Annotated in this window: 14 protein-coding genes; 7 read left to right on the forward strand and 7 right to left on the reverse strand. The window is 63.8% G+C overall.

The genetic code is table 11. The annotated features are described in order from the left end of the window. The 4 genes from VNH11_09670 to VNH11_09685 all read left to right on the forward strand — a co-directional run. Nucleotides 1-196, forward strand: a 196-nt coding sequence (locus VNH11_09670; GenBank protein ID HVA46629.1) for an amino acid--tRNA ligase-related protein, incomplete at its 5' end; no start/stop codon positions are given. A gap of 286 nt (nucleotides 197-482) precedes the next feature. Continuing rightward, a complete protein-coding gene (hisG, locus tag VNH11_09675; GenBank protein ID HVA46630.1) occupies nucleotides 483-1,340 on the forward strand; it encodes an ATP phosphoribosyltransferase in 858 nt (285 codons plus the stop codon). 229 nt (nucleotides 1,341-1,569) lie between these two features. Next, nucleotides 1,570-1,863 (forward strand): hypothetical protein, encoded by a 294-nt coding sequence (locus tag VNH11_09680; protein ID HVA46631.1) that lies wholly within the window; start codon nucleotides 1,570-1,572, stop codon nucleotides 1,861-1,863. A gap of 23 nt (nucleotides 1,864-1,886) precedes the next feature. Beyond that, nucleotides 1,887-2,342 (forward strand): hypothetical protein, encoded by a 456-nt coding sequence (locus tag VNH11_09685; protein ID HVA46632.1) that lies wholly within the window; start codon nucleotides 1,887-1,889, stop codon nucleotides 2,340-2,342. On the opposite strand, the gene VNH11_09690 is transcribed toward VNH11_09685, so the two are convergent. Together VNH11_09690 and VNH11_09695 are read right to left on the reverse strand one after the other, a co-directional pair. Further along, on the reverse strand, nucleotides 2,275-2,703 hold the full coding sequence (locus VNH11_09690; GenBank protein HVA46633.1) for a DUF1501 domain-containing protein: 429 nt from the start codon (nucleotides 2,701-2,703) through the stop codon (nucleotides 2,275-2,277). The genes VNH11_09685 and VNH11_09690 overlap by 68 nt on opposite strands. A gap of 230 nt (nucleotides 2,704-2,933) precedes the next feature. Next, complete coding sequence (locus VNH11_09695; GenBank protein ID HVA46634.1) at nucleotides 2,934-3,764, reverse strand: hypothetical protein; 831 nt, start codon at nucleotides 3,762-3,764, stop codon at nucleotides 2,934-2,936. A 242-nt stretch (nucleotides 3,765-4,006) separates the two neighbouring features. Between VNH11_09695 and VNH11_09700 the strand changes: the two genes are divergently transcribed. After that, nucleotides 4,007-7,252, forward strand: coding sequence for a TolC family protein (locus VNH11_09700; protein HVA46635.1), 3,246 nt, complete (start codon nucleotides 4,007-4,009; stop codon nucleotides 7,250-7,252). A gap of 139 nt (nucleotides 7,253-7,391) precedes the next feature. Here the strand turns inward: VNH11_09700 and VNH11_09705 are convergent, their stop codons facing one another. After that, the gene (locus tag VNH11_09705; GenBank protein ID HVA46636.1) at nucleotides 7,392-7,622 is read right to left on the reverse strand and encodes a DUF6496 domain-containing protein; all 231 of its coding nucleotides are present in this window, start codon (nucleotides 7,620-7,622) and stop codon (nucleotides 7,392-7,394) included. Nucleotides 7,623-8,186: 564 nt separating this feature from the next. Here VNH11_09705 and VNH11_09710 point away from each other — a divergent pair. Beyond that, on the forward strand, nucleotides 8,187-8,441 hold the full coding sequence (locus VNH11_09710) for a hypothetical protein (GenBank protein ID HVA46637.1): 255 nt from the start codon (nucleotides 8,187-8,189) through the stop codon (nucleotides 8,439-8,441). 572 nt (nucleotides 8,442-9,013) lie between these two features. Here the strand turns inward: VNH11_09710 and VNH11_09715 are convergent. From VNH11_09715 to VNH11_09725, 3 genes are all read right to left on the reverse strand, one after another. Next, complete coding sequence (locus VNH11_09715; GenBank protein HVA46638.1) at nucleotides 9,014-9,964, reverse strand: ABC transporter permease subunit; 951 nt, start codon at nucleotides 9,962-9,964, stop codon at nucleotides 9,014-9,016. A gap of 46 nt (nucleotides 9,965-10,010) precedes the next feature. Continuing rightward, on the reverse strand, nucleotides 10,011-10,289 hold the full coding sequence (locus VNH11_09720) for an acylphosphatase (protein ID HVA46639.1): 279 nt from the start codon (nucleotides 10,287-10,289) through the stop codon (nucleotides 10,011-10,013). Between the two features lie 69 nt (nucleotides 10,290-10,358). Next, on the reverse strand, nucleotides 10,359-10,643 hold the full coding sequence (locus VNH11_09725) for a hypothetical protein (GenBank protein HVA46640.1): 285 nt from the start codon (nucleotides 10,641-10,643) through the stop codon (nucleotides 10,359-10,361). Here VNH11_09725 and VNH11_09730 point away from each other — a divergent pair. Continuing rightward, a complete protein-coding gene (locus tag VNH11_09730; GenBank protein HVA46641.1) occupies nucleotides 10,642-11,859 on the forward strand; it encodes a hypothetical protein in 1,218 nt (405 codons plus the stop codon). The genes VNH11_09725 and VNH11_09730 overlap by 2 nt on opposite strands. 3 nt (nucleotides 11,860-11,862) lie before the next feature. Here VNH11_09730 and VNH11_09735 read toward each other — a convergent pair whose 3' ends face one another. Continuing rightward, nucleotides 11,863-13,362 (reverse strand): transglutaminase domain-containing protein, encoded by a 1,500-nt coding sequence (locus VNH11_09735; GenBank protein ID HVA46642.1) that lies wholly within the window; start codon nucleotides 13,360-13,362, stop codon nucleotides 11,863-11,865. Between the last annotated feature and the right edge of the window lie 64 nt (nucleotides 13,363-13,426).

A 13,426-nucleotide genomic window follows, 5' to 3' on the forward strand; every position in this document is an offset into this window, starting at 1 on the left:
CGGCGCCCCGCCGCACGGCGGCATCGCCTTGGGCATCGACCGCTTTGTGATGCTGTTTGGCGGACTCGACAACATTCGCGATTGCATCGCCTTCCCCAAGACTCAGAAAGCGACCGACCTGATGACCGAGGCCCCCAGCCCGGTTGACGCGCGACAGCTCCGGGACCTGAAAATCCGCATCGAGAAAGAAGCGTAGGGTGAAACCAGGCCCGAGCCACAATTTGCAATTTGCAATTTGCAATTCGCAATTTGCAATAGTCGGTTCGGGTCCAATCCCAGGCCGCGGCAACGATTTCAAATTGCAAATTGCGAATTGCAAATTTGTCATTGGCGCGGTGGACCGTCGCGTCTCCGTAGGGCGGGACCAATGAACGGCTTCCGCGCATCAGGCGTCAGGCGTCCGGCTCAGGACAAGCAACATGGCGCCTGACGCCCGATGCCTGAAACCTGACGCCTAACCAATCCAAAATCCAAAATCCAAAATGTCCCTGACCACCTTCCGCATTGGCGTTCCCAGCAAGGGCCGGCTTTCCGAGCTGGCCGCCGAGCTGCTCAAAGAGGCCGGGCTGAGCTTCCGGCGTTCGGAGCGGAGCCTGTTCGCGCGTTGCCGCGACGTTCCCATCGACGTCACCTTTCTGCGCACCGACGATATTCCCGTCCTCTGTGCCGAGGGCGCCATCGACATGGGCATCACCGGCAGCGATCTGATCGCCGAGAGTGGGGCCGACGTCGCCGAGCGGCTCGATTTGGGCGTGGGCCAATGCCGCCTGGCCGTGTGCGTGCCCGAAGACAGCCCGATCCGGAAACCGAGCGAGCTCCACGGCTGCCGCATCGCCACCAGCTTCCCGCGCAACACCGAGGCTTATCTCGAGCGGCACGGCGCGACGGCCCACCTGGTGACGCTGTCGGGTTCCGTGGAAGTGATGGTGGCGCTGGGCGTGGCCGAGGCGATCGTCGATCTGGTCGAGACGGGCAGCACGCTGGCGGCCAATCAGCTTCGGATTCTGGACGAGATCGGCCGCTATCAAACGGTGCTGATTCAGGGCCGGAACTGCCGCCAGACCGAGTTGGCAGACCGCGTGGTGCGGCGGCTGGAAGGCGTGGTGATCGCGCGAAGCTGGTCGCTGTTGGAATACAACGTGCCGCGCAGCAAACTGGCCGAAGCCGAGAAGATCACGCCGGGCTTCAACTCGCCCACGATCAGCGCCTTGGAAGACCGCGACTGGTGCGCCATCCGCGTGATGGTGCGGCGCAGCGAAGTGATCGCCATCATGGAGCGGCTGGAGACGCTGGGCGCGAGCGCGATTCTGGAGACGCAGATCACCAACTGTCGTCTGTAGGGTGGGAGCGAGCGAGCTTGCGAGCGCCGGCCCACCGCAATCGACGTCGCCAACGGTGGGCACGACGGTCCGCCAGCAACTTTGGGGCCAGTGTACGCGCGGAGGTGGCATCAACCGCCTTGGCTATGCCGCATCGGCGTGTCGAACCGACGAGGGTGAGACTCCAGTAGCGCATCATTTTCAATTCAGAGATTTTGCAAGCGTTACTGCGGCGCGGTAGCATGCTGGGATGCCGCCCCCTTATTACAAGCGGATCTGGCCCTTCACGTGGATGGAAAGCCCTTATTTCGTCTATTTCGCTCCGAACTTATTTTGGCTCTCGAATGCGGTGGTCGCTTGGGAGCGCAGTAAGGCTATCGCTATCGTTTTTCTGCTGTGCGTTTGCGCGAGCATTCCAATGGCGATCGAGGCTCGTCGCGGCAGGTCGTGGCGGTACTGGTTGTGGGCAAGCGTTTATCTGTCAAGCCTGGCGGCAGGCATCGCGGGGAACATCGCAATGACGGTAGCTGATCACTGGAAATGATCGCCTTATCCTGGAGCTCGAGCATGTTGACGATTGCGGGGCGTCCCCATTCCACTCGTGATTTCTGCGACGGCATCTCGCGACGCGATGTGCTGCGGATCGGCACCCTCGCCGCGATGGGAGCGGCCGGCGGGTGGACGTTGCCGGATCTGCTGCGGGCGGATGTGCCAGACAGCGAGGCCAACGCCGTGTTTGGCCGGTCGACGGGAGGCCGCGGCGACGGCGCGTTTCCCCAAGTGCGGAAGGTGAGCTTGGTGGAGCTCGGCACGCACGTCGAAACGGCCATCGCCATCGGCGGCTGGCACGACGGCGAACAGACGAGGCGGCGGCCCCAAACGAGTCCCGATGATCTTGGCCTCCTGTTTCCCAGAAAGAAGTTTCTCGACCGGTGGGTCGGCCCGCTTCTTTCCGTCAAGCGTTTCTTGAAATCCGCCTTCCACGAGTCGTTGACGAATCAACGGCGTGCATCGCGCGGATGACCGCGATCTCGTCGATGCAGTCGCCCACATTGGCGAACAGCTCGCTCACCTCGATGCCGCTCTGGCCGTACTTGTTGAACTTGAACGGCGAGGGGAAAGCCGCGCCAGTTTTGCGTTCCGTCCGCAAGTTCTCGGTGGGCAGGTTTTGCCCGGCGTATTTCGCCAGCGAGGGCCTTGGATCGAAGGTATCGACATGGTTCGGCCCGCCGTTCATGAAGAGGTGAATTACGTGCTTGGCACGGACGGGGAAATGCGGCTGCTTGGGTGCCATCGGGTTGGCATAGCTCGTAGCCGCCTCCGTCGGCGTCAGCCAGCCTTCAGCCGAAAGGACACCGGCCAGGCCCAGCAGGCCCAGGCCCATGCCCGATCGCGCCCAGCAGGCCCAGGCCCATGCCCGATCGCGCGAGCAACTCGCGGCGCGAAAAACACGAACGACAATCGGTGTGATGCATTTGGTCGGGGATTTTTTAGCGTGCCTTTGGCGAATACCTGATTCTATACCGCGAATGATAGACAGCGAACCCTGAATCCCGGCAGTTGACCGAACCCTAACAAGGGCGGCGACGTTTTTTGTAAAGGGCGCGGACCGCCTCAATCGCGGCTGCCGGACGACGCGGCACTGCCGCCCAGCTTCCGCCGACCGGCGCGAGTGACGCCGCCACCGACGGATCCTTTTCCAAGCTCACCGGGCGCGCCCAGGCTGCTCGGCTCGGCACGAATCAGAGTTGGGCCGCCCCCGCCCATGCCGCTCGCCTGCGAACCTGTTTGCCCGCCGACTGCCCCGTAGGGACCGAATCCGTAGGAGAATCCGCCCCCGCTGCCGGTGCGAGGACCGTATCCGTAGGGATTGTTGTATCCATATCCGCCGTAACCGAAGCCGCTGCCGTAGCCATAGCGATTTCCAAACGGCGAGCCGGACTTGAACCAGTCGGATTGCTGCTCCTCCGCCGCGCGACGAATTCCCGTGTGCCGACGCTCTTCTTGCCGGCGCGGAATGCCGCCCACCGCGAAAGTCTCGCTGGCTTCCCCCGGCTCGCTGATTTCGTCGGTGGCCAATTCGGCCTGCCCGCCTTCGGACGTTTGCAGCCGTCGTTGGCCAACCTGGTAACCTCGGTAAGTGGCGAAGCGTCGGTCGAACTCGGCTGACCTCGGGGCCTTCTGGGGCGAATAGGGCACCCAGCGTCCGTTTTCCCATACCAACCAGCGGTTCTCGCGCGAGAGGAACCACCAACGGCCGCCTTGAAAGCGGGGGGGCGCCGTCTCGCGGCGCCGCGGTTCGGTACCCAAAGGCACGCCGGGAGCAGCCGACTCGTCGCGGTTTGCGGTACTCGCAGTTGCCGCAACCTTATCGGCCCAGACGGTCGGCCCGCCGGCGAAAACGGCCAGCCCGCTCCAAATCAACGACGTTACCGCTTTGTTCATCGGCCGATGTCCTGTTGCCCCACCCTACACACAATACTCCACGGTATTATACTTCACGCGGCCGCCGCTGAACTGTCAGATTCTGACAGTTCACCAAAGGTGGGGGGATCGGCGTTGGGCGAGGCCGCAAGGCCCCAGGCTGCGAAGATTTAATGATGGTAGCGATTATTCGCGGCCGACAAGCTTTGATGGCTGTTCCGGTTTTTCCGGCAGGGTGACACTGTTTCGATTGGCTGGCCAGCATGCTGCAAGTGATTCAACGGGACCGCTGGGCGTGCCTGTTGGCCATGGGCATGTTGTGGCTGGCGTCAGCAGCCCGCGCAGCCCAACCGCGCGAAGCACCGCTTCCACCGCCGCCTCGCATCACCGAAGAGCAGGAAGCAGCGCCCACCAGCCCAGAATCGGTCCTGACGGGGGCCGTCGCTCTGCCCGACGGCCTGCGTAACCGCCAAGTGACACCGATCGACCTGGCCACGGCCCTCGATCTGGCCGGTGTGCGGAATCCGCAGATTCTGCTGGCGCGCGAGCAAGTCAGGACGAGCGATCTCGCCAGGCAGTTCGCCGCGGCCCAGATACTGCCGAATCTGAACGCGGGCACGAACTTTGATAGTCACAGCGGAAACCTGCAACAGTCGGATGGGCATATTCTCAACGTCAGCCGCAGCGACAATTTTCTGGGGCTGGGTGCCAACGCCATCGCGCCGGGAACCGTGAACGTGCCCGGAGTGATGTGGAACCAGAACATCGCCCAAGGCGTCGTGACCTACCTCGTGTCGCGGCAGACGGTCCGCCAGCAGCGGTTTGTGAGCGAGGCCACGCGCAACGACGTGCTCCGGCGAGTGGCGGTGGCCTATGTCGACTTGCTCCGTGCCGCCGGGCGACGCGCAATTGTGCTGAAAGTCCGAGACGACGCGGCCGAAATCGCCCGGCTCACAGCGGAGTACGCTTCGACCGGCAAGGGGCGGCCGGCCGACGCCGACCGCGCGGCCACCGAGCTGGCGCGGCGCGAGGCCGAACTGCTCGAACTGGAAGGCGAGCTGATGATCGCCTCCAGCCGGCTGGCGCAACTACTTAACCTCGATCCGTCGGTCGAGCTGCGGCCCGCCGAGTCGTGGGTGGTGCCGACGCCGATCGTGCCCGACGCGGTGACGCTGCCGCAGTTGCTGGGGCTGGCTTACCTCCGGCGTCCTGAGCTGTCGGCCGACCGCGTGGCGATCGAAACGGCCATCCTCAGCCTCCGCGGCGCCCAGGTATTGCCTTTTTCGCCGACCACGCTCATCGGCTACAGTGCGGGCACGTTGGGCGGCGGCAGCAACCTGGTGTCGCCGCGCTTCGGCGACTACCGCGGCCGCGCCGATTTCGACGTGTTGGCCTATTGGACGCTGCAAAGCATGGGCATCGGCAACAAGGTGCAGATCGACATCGCCCGCAGCCGCATTCGCCAGAGCGATTTGCGGCGATTGCAAACGCTGAACCTGGTGCGCGAGCAGGTGGCCGCGGCCTACGACCGCGCCCAGGTGCGGTTTGCTTCGATCGACACGGCCGAAAGCGCCGTGCGGGCCGGCCTCGACGCCTTCAACGAAGACCTGCTCCGCGTGCGAAACAACGAAGGTCTGCCGATCGAAGTGCTCGACAGCCTGCGGCTGCTGGGTCGCGGCCGGCTGGAATACCTGGAGGCCATCGCGGAATACAATCGAGCCCAGTTCGAACTCTATGTCGCCCTGGGTCAGCCGCCGGCACGCGCGCTGAACGAGCCGCCCCCTGGCACCAACGGCGCCGGGAAGCCCGCTCCCAAACCGCCTTCGCCCGCGGAATTGGCGGCGAAGATCAACAAGGCCGATCGAGTTTCGTCGGCGTACCTGCCGCTGAAACATTGGAACGCCCAGGCGGGCCACCCGCAAGCGGGTGCCCGGCGTGAGCCTCCAGGTAGTTCCGCGGGCACCGTCATGGCCCCGCACGACCGGGCTAACTCGTCCAAGGTGCGGCAGATGTCCTTCACTTCGGCCCAGCGAACTGGCAGCGCCCAGGGCGAACGTTTGCCGGCGTTTCCCCAGCCGCCGCCCGACGACGAAATCCAACGGCTGCCGCCGCCGGAATTCGACACGGAAAGCACAGCCTCGACGCGCGTGCGTGCGGAAACGGTCGACGCTCCGCCCGCCTTGGCCAAATCGGAAAATGAATTCCTGATCGACCTGCCGACCACGTTGCGGCTGATTATGTCGGCGAACCCGACCGTGGCCGAGGCCCGCGAGTTGGTGCGCGAAACCCTGGCCTTGCACACCAAGGCCCGCGCCATGCTCATTCCCAGCTTGAACGCCGGGCTGATGTACCACAATCACCAAGGCAACTTCCAGGCATCGGACGGCCAGATCAAAGACAACTATACCAGCTCGCTTTATTTCGGCGGCGGCACGCGGGCGGTGGCCGCCGAGAGCCCGGCCATTCCCATGGTCCGCATTTTCAGCCACCTGGGCGATGCCATCTATGAACCGCTGGCGGTGCGGCAGCAGGTTTTCACCCGGCAGTACGATTCGCGGGCCACGGCCAACACGTTGCTCTTGGAAGGCGTCATTCGCTACTTCGAGCTGCTGGCCGCCGAGGCGCGGATGGAGGCCATCAAGCAGAGCCAGCGCGAGCTGGCCGAGATCGTCCGCATTACCACCCACTACGCGGTCACCGGCATCGGCCGGCAGAGCGACGCGGACCGGGCCGAGGCCGAAGCCTACCTGATGCACACCGACGTGCAGCGGGCCGAGGAACGCGTGGGACTGGCTTCGGCGCGGCTGGCGGCGCTGCTGAGTCTCGACACGGCCACGCGATTGAAGACCACTCAGGGACCAATTCCGGGACTGGAGATCGTCGATCCAAACGTCGACTTGCCGCAACTGTTGCGGACCGCCGAGCGGCGGCGGCCGGAGTTGGCGGCAGGATCGGCCAGTATCAACCACGCTCGCACGCGGGTGCGTCAGGAGCAGACGCGGCCGCTGTTTCCGCTGGTGATGCTGGGCTACAGCTCGGCTTCGTACGGCGGAGGGGGCGTGTTGTTTCCGCCGCAGCTTTCCACCTTTGGGGGCAGACAAGACTTCGACGTGATGGCTTTGTGGACGCTGCAAAACATGGGCGTCGGCAACGTCGCCACCGTCGCTGAGCGCCGCGCCCAGCTCAATCAGGCGGTCGCCGAGCGCACGCGGACGCTAAACGACATTCGCCAGGAAGTCGTGGCCGCCTACGCCCTCGTTCAGGGTGAGCGGACCCAGATCGCCATCACGCAACGGCAGACGGCCGACAGCGAGCAGGGATTCCGCGAAGAGCTGGAACGCCTGATGGGCGCCGACGCGCTGCCGATCGAAGTGCTGAACAGCATCAAGCAGCTTGCCATGTCGCGGCAGGAACTGGTGGAGGCCGTGACCGGCTATAACAAGGCCCAGTTCCGGCTGTACGTGGCGATCGGCTTTTCGCCCGTCCGGGCGGTGCGCCAAAAGAAGTGAGCGGGAGAGACGGAGCGACGAAGACAGGGGCGCAGAATTGGGGGTGGGAGAAACAGCCGCGGCATCTTACACTCCGTCGCCCTTTTTCCGTCTCGCCTTTTCACGCCGTGCGACGTGGGCTTACTTTTCCGGCGAGTCGCTATTTCCTCTTCGACGATTTCTTCTTGGGAGGGACCTTACCGCCTTTTTTCCGGGCTTTCGAGAGGCCGATGGCGATCGCCTGTTTGCGGCTTTGGGCCTTGCTTTTTTTGCCGCGGCGTTGCGTTCCGTTCTTCGTCTTGCTGACCGCCTTTTTCACTTCGCTCTTCGCTTTGGCACCGTACTTCGCCATGAAAACATCTCCTGCTTGCTGAATCGGCAGCAGCTCCACACAAGTTCGCAAATCTGCATAGTGCAAGCAGCATGCCGGACCGCACGGCACCCCGCGGGCTTTTCGTCGCAACGGCAGTCCCTGAAAGCACTTGCGGCGATCGTGCAGACGGACGAACCCGCACCGGACGCAGCCAGTTCGGCTGCGCGCAGCCAAAGTGCCGTCGCCAGTTCGGCCGCGCGCGGCTGCGGGCTTCGCCGCTTTCCATGGATCGCCTTGGGCGGCTTCGGATCGTTGAGAAGCGCACGCTGCTGCCCGACAGCAGCTTTTGTGGGGTTCGGATAGGAGAGATTCGAGCGCCGATCAAAGAAGACGAGCGAGCACTCCAGGGAGGTCACCTCGGCGCTTTCGCCAAAAGACAACGTTTCGAAGGGCGGAACGCCGTCCTTGCCCGGGCTGAAGCGGCCGTAAATCCGGCGGGTGTACCGTGCGTTCATTCCACGGCCCGCTTCCCTAGGGGCTGCGTCCCACGCTGCGGCGCATTGCGGCCAACTTTGCCTCGCTCTGTGGCACTTCCAACAGGACAAAGACCAGCGGCTCTCGCCGCGGACCGCGCGCACCTACATGCAGCTCGCCCGCAACTGGTCGCGGCTGACCGCGCAGCGCCGCGAGGTCTTCTCGTCGCAACTCCAGGCTCTGAAAGCACTTGCGGCGATCGTGCAGACGGACGAACCGGAGCCGGACACAGCCAGTTTGGCAGCACGCTGCCAAAGTGCCGTCGCCAGTTCGGCCGCGCGCGGCCAAAGTGCCGTCGCCGGTCCGGCCGCGCGCGGCCAAAGTGCGGGCCGCAAGCGCAGGCGGTTAGCGGTTAGTGGTTAGCGGTTAGTGGTTAGCGGTTAGTGGTTAGTGGTTAGTGGTTAGTGGTTGGCCTCGGGGCCGTTCGTCCGCGATGCCCTGCGCCTGGTCCAACCGCAGCCACCGCTGGGCGGTGGCGGCGGCCGGCGCCGCGATGGCGCACGTCGTGGCGGCCGGGCACGCGCTCGACCAGGCGCGCGATCTATGCGAAGAAGAGGGCTGGCTGCGCTGGTCGCGGACGAATTTCGAGGGGTCGGTCCGCACGGTGCAGCGCTATATGAGGGTCGCGCGCCACTTGCCCGCCAGCGCCATCGATGCGACGCGCGTGTCGCATCGGTCGCAGACGGCGCTCTTGCGCGCCCTCCGCGGCGTGGTACTTGCCATCGGAACAAAACAACTGAATGCGGTCTTACCGGCAAGTTCGTCGATTCTTGACGATTTTGCACATGCCAGGGTGGGGCCAGCGGGCTTGCGAGCGCCGGCCCACCAGCGCCCCAATTTTGGATTTTGGATTTTGGATTCTGCCAATCGAAAATCCAAAATCCAAAATCCAAAATCAGCGTGGGCCGGCGCTCGCAAGCTCGCTCGCTCCCACCCTACGCCAGGTCGCGGTCTTCGAACATCAAGAGCGCGGCCAGCATGGCGATGGTGATGTAGATCGCCGAATAGATAAACGCATGCCCCAGGTATTCCAGCGGAATCGTGATGTCGGCCGCGATCGACGTGTCGGCGTTGAAATACTCCAAAGCCGGAAGAATCGTCGCCAATAGACGCCCGACAAACGTCACCAGCGGCATCTGTCCTACCGACGATTGCACCAGTAGCGGGGCCAGGTGCCCCAGCACGTAAATGGCAAAACAGGTCATCAGGTTGGGCAGCATCGGCCAGCGGGTCGAAATGGCGATGGCGATCGACGTGAGCACGGCTGTCTCGAAAAAGGCCAGCACCAGGCCCGGCGAAACCTGCACCACCTCGGCACGCTTTTGCTCGGCCGTCGGAGTGGGGTTTGAGGTCTCGCGAGCGTCGTATTTGACCTTGTAGCTTACCCCCTCCAGAAAGATCACGCCCAAGATCACGAACATGCTGAACGCCGGAGCGAGCACTCCCAAAAACTTGCCGAACACGAACTGCCGCCGCCCGATCGGTTTCGACAACAACGTCAGGGCGGTGCGGCCTTCCAGCTCGTCGGCGATCGTCACGCTGGCCGTGAACACTGACAGACCGATCGTAAACAGCGTAATCAGCTTCAGGCCCGTGTCTTTCACCATCTTCACGTCCTCGCCGAACGTGTTGTAAGGCAAAAACACGAACAGCCACAGCAGCATGGCGCCGAACACCAGTTCCACCCAGAACAGCGGATGCGCCCAGCCTTCCTTGGCCGTCGTGCGGGCAATGGCCATCACTTTGGGGAACAGCAGCCGTGCGATGCCATAGAAAGCGAACAGCGCGCCCAGGGCCAATGTGCCCACGATGACGATCTGCAACGCCGGGTCGAGGCGGTTCCAAAGTTTCCAAACGTCCGCGGGAATGAGGTTCGCTAGCTGCATGAATCTGTGGTGATCGAGTTGACCAAATTGAACGTGAAACGCCTGGCTAATGCCTTACTGAAAAGCCGCTGAAATCGCCGCCGGCCGGCCGCGTGCGCACGTGGACGCCGCCGATATACCGCTCGAGCCGCTCGGCGACGGCGTCGAGAAAGCGGTCGAGCTCGGCGGGTTCGCCCTCGGCGACAAGCTGTACGCGACCGTCCGGCAGATTCTCGACATAGCCTGAAACATCAAACTCCTGGGCCAGTTCTCGCGTGGTATAGCGAAACCCGACCCCCTGTACCCGTCCCGAATAATGAACCTCACGCCGCTCGTGTTCGCTCATTTACGCAACCGGCCGCCCTTGGTTCGCCCAAAAATCGCCCAATCGCCGCCGTCCGCTGCCCCCAACCCCTCATTCGCTCAAAATGTCGTCCAGACGCGAGATGCCGACAATTTCGCGGCGGCTGACCCACGTCCAGCGGCGGTTGGCGTTAATGCCGTGACCGCGCGCGGCCAGCACGTATTTTTCGCGGGTGGTTGCCGTGTCGCGCAGGTCATGCACGTCGGCGTCCGACAACAGCAAAAACTCGCCCTGGCTTTCCACCAGCCGGCCCAAGTAGACGTAAGGGCTACTCAGGTCGAGGACGACCGTCTGCCCGAACAGGTGCTCGAACTGGGGTGGCGAATCGAGGGCCATGCTCCAGAATAACCTCTCGCGACTGCGGGAGCAATTCACCACGCTTGACGCCAACCGCGGTTTTCCCTACCCTCCCGCCGCCATGCGCTGCCGCCAAGCCGTCCTGATTCTGCTGTTCGCCCTCACCGCCGATCCGGCCAGCCGCCGGGCCGCCGCCGAGCCGCTGCAACTCTCGCCCATCGACGGCGTCGTTCTGCTGCGGAACGGCCAGGTGCTGTCGGGCAAGATCGCCCGTGCCGGCGACTATTATTATGTCTCGCTGCCGCGCGGCGAGATACGGTTGAAGGCGAACGAGGTGGAAAAGGTGGCCCGGCGGGTGGAAGAGCTGTACGAAGAGAAGCAAGCCCGGCTCCGCCCCGGCGAATTGCGAGACCATCTCGATCTGGCCGAATGGTGCGTGGAGCAGAAGCTGGTCGAGCAAGGCTCGCGGCAGCTTGCGTTGGCCATGTCGCTCGACCCGCGGCACCCCCGCATCGGGCTGATTCAGCGCCGGCTGGAGTTGGCCCAGCGGCGCGACGTGGAACCGGCCCCCGCTCGTCCCGTCGCCGACTCCGGACCCTCGAACGAAGAGCTCGACCGGCTGGTCCGCGGCCTACCGAGTCATGCCGTCGAGACGTTTACCTCGACCGTCCAGCCGCTGCTGGTGAACACCTGCACGACTTCGGGCTGCCACGGTCCCCGGTCGCAGGGCAAGCTGCGGCTGTTCCGGCTTTCGCTGGGCGAACCGGTGAACCGCCGACGGACGCAGCGAAACCTGTACGCGGTGTGGCAGGTGGTCGATGCCGACCGACCGGCCGAAAGCCCCCTTTTGCGGCAGCCGACCCGGCCGCACGGCAAACTGCGCGGGCCGATTTTCTCCGGGCGCGAAGCCTCCCAATATCGCCAGCTTGTGGCCTGGGTCTACGACGCCACCCGGCAACGCAAACCCGCCGAACCCAAGGACGACGAGCAATCGCCGCCTGAACCCGTTGCTGGCTCGCAGGGACGTGCGAAAAAGAAAAGCGAGGCCAACAAGCCAACCGCCTCTAAACCCGACGCGGAAATCACGCTCACCTCGGCAGTCGAAGAGTTGGAAGGCGACTCCGAGGAGCCGCCGGAGCCAGAGGCCGCACGCCATCGCAGCATGACAAACTCGGAATACGTGCCGGTTGATCCGTTTGACCCGGAAATCTTTAACCGGCGGTATCTGGGGAAAACCCTGAACCCTGAACCCTGAACCCTACTCCGCACTGACGACCTCAATCTTCAATTGCCCGATGACGTTGACCAGTGCCAGGAAGCTGGCCAAGCCCGTCGACAAATTCGAGTCGGCCAGCTTGATGTGATCGGCCGGCACCAGGCCCTCGCCCAGCGTGGCATCAAGCGGCACCCAGCAGTCGCCAAGATACATCTCCGTCCACATGTGATAGGCAAAGCCCTGGTGATTGGGGGCATAGACCAGTCCCATCGCCACACGGGCGGGGATGCCCGACGCGCGTGCCAGGGCTGCCAGCAACACCGCGTGCTCGGTGCAATCGCCTTCCAAGGTTTGCGCCACGTCGGCGGCGGTCGCCAGAGGCGTCTTGTAGTTCTTCTTCTGCATCTTTTGATAGACGAACTTTTCCAGGGCCAATGCGACTTCGGCGGGCTTTTCCTTGCCGGCGGCCGCCTCGCGGGCCAGTCTCAGCACCCCCGCATCGTCGCTCTGGATGGTTTCGTTCGGCTCCCGGTCCGCGTCCGTTGGCTGACTGGCGTCGCCTGGGCAGGACGGCTTCTGTGGGTCGATCGACGTGACCGTGATCTCGGCCGTATGGGGTCCGGTTGATTCCACCTGTTGCGTCGGCCCGGCCGCAAACCGCGCCACCGGGTCCGCGTCGTCCAATTCCACCTTGTACCGCACGCGCCGCAACGACCGGGAGTTTTCCAGCGGATGGGCCAAAGGCACCAGCGATTCATCGAAAATGTCAAAGGCCAGGCCACGGTCTTTGCCCATCGCGTCTTCTTTCGATGTGCGATAGGTCACCTGCTTCATCGCCCAGAACTCGGTCTTCATCGTGTCGCCGTTGCGATCGGTCCAGCGCACGCTGTTCAAGGTGATCCCTCCGTCGAGCGTGACCGTCGAATCGATCCGCAACAGGTCCTTCATGCCCGACAAGAACTCCGTCGACTCGTAGTCCAGGGCCTCTAGTTCCTCGGTGCAAAGACTGTTCAGGACCGGCACGAGGTAACGCAGCTTACGGCGTTCGCCGGGCAGCATCGGCTTGTGCAACAGGCTTTGATCCACGGCGAGGAAACCGCGCGCATCGTCCGGCCATTCGAGCGTGCGGGTGCTGGTTTTGCCGGCGACTTCGGTCGTGAGCGTGAGCGTGTGGCCCTCGACGCGGCCTTTGGTAATCGTCGGACTGGCGCCCAGCAAGGTTTCGTCGCGGAAGGAGATCAACCGGCCGTCGGTCGTCTCGACGCTCTCGATTTTCATGGTCACCTCCGTGCCTTCGCCGTTCCGCTTCATCGAGGTGCGGCTATCGATCGTGGCGACCAGCACCGGCTGCGACCCCTGCGTCTCGTATCGCTCGACCTGATGGAGATAACCGGTCCATTTTCCCTTGTGGTAGACGGCATGCCATGCCTCGCGCGGTCCGGCGGGTAACGACGGCTGCTGCGACGCTGCATGGCCGCACCCCGCCAAGACCACAAGCCCTAAGCCCATCACGCCGCAAAAGCAAAAGCGAGTTTGCATCATTCGGTCTGCCTGGAAAAGAGAATGCACCGACCCCGGCTTCGCCTGCCCGGAACGGTTGTGGCAA

This window comes from Pirellulales bacterium (assembly GCA_035533075.1).
GTDB lineage: Bacteria > Planctomycetota > Planctomycetia > Pirellulales > JAICIG01 > DASSFG01.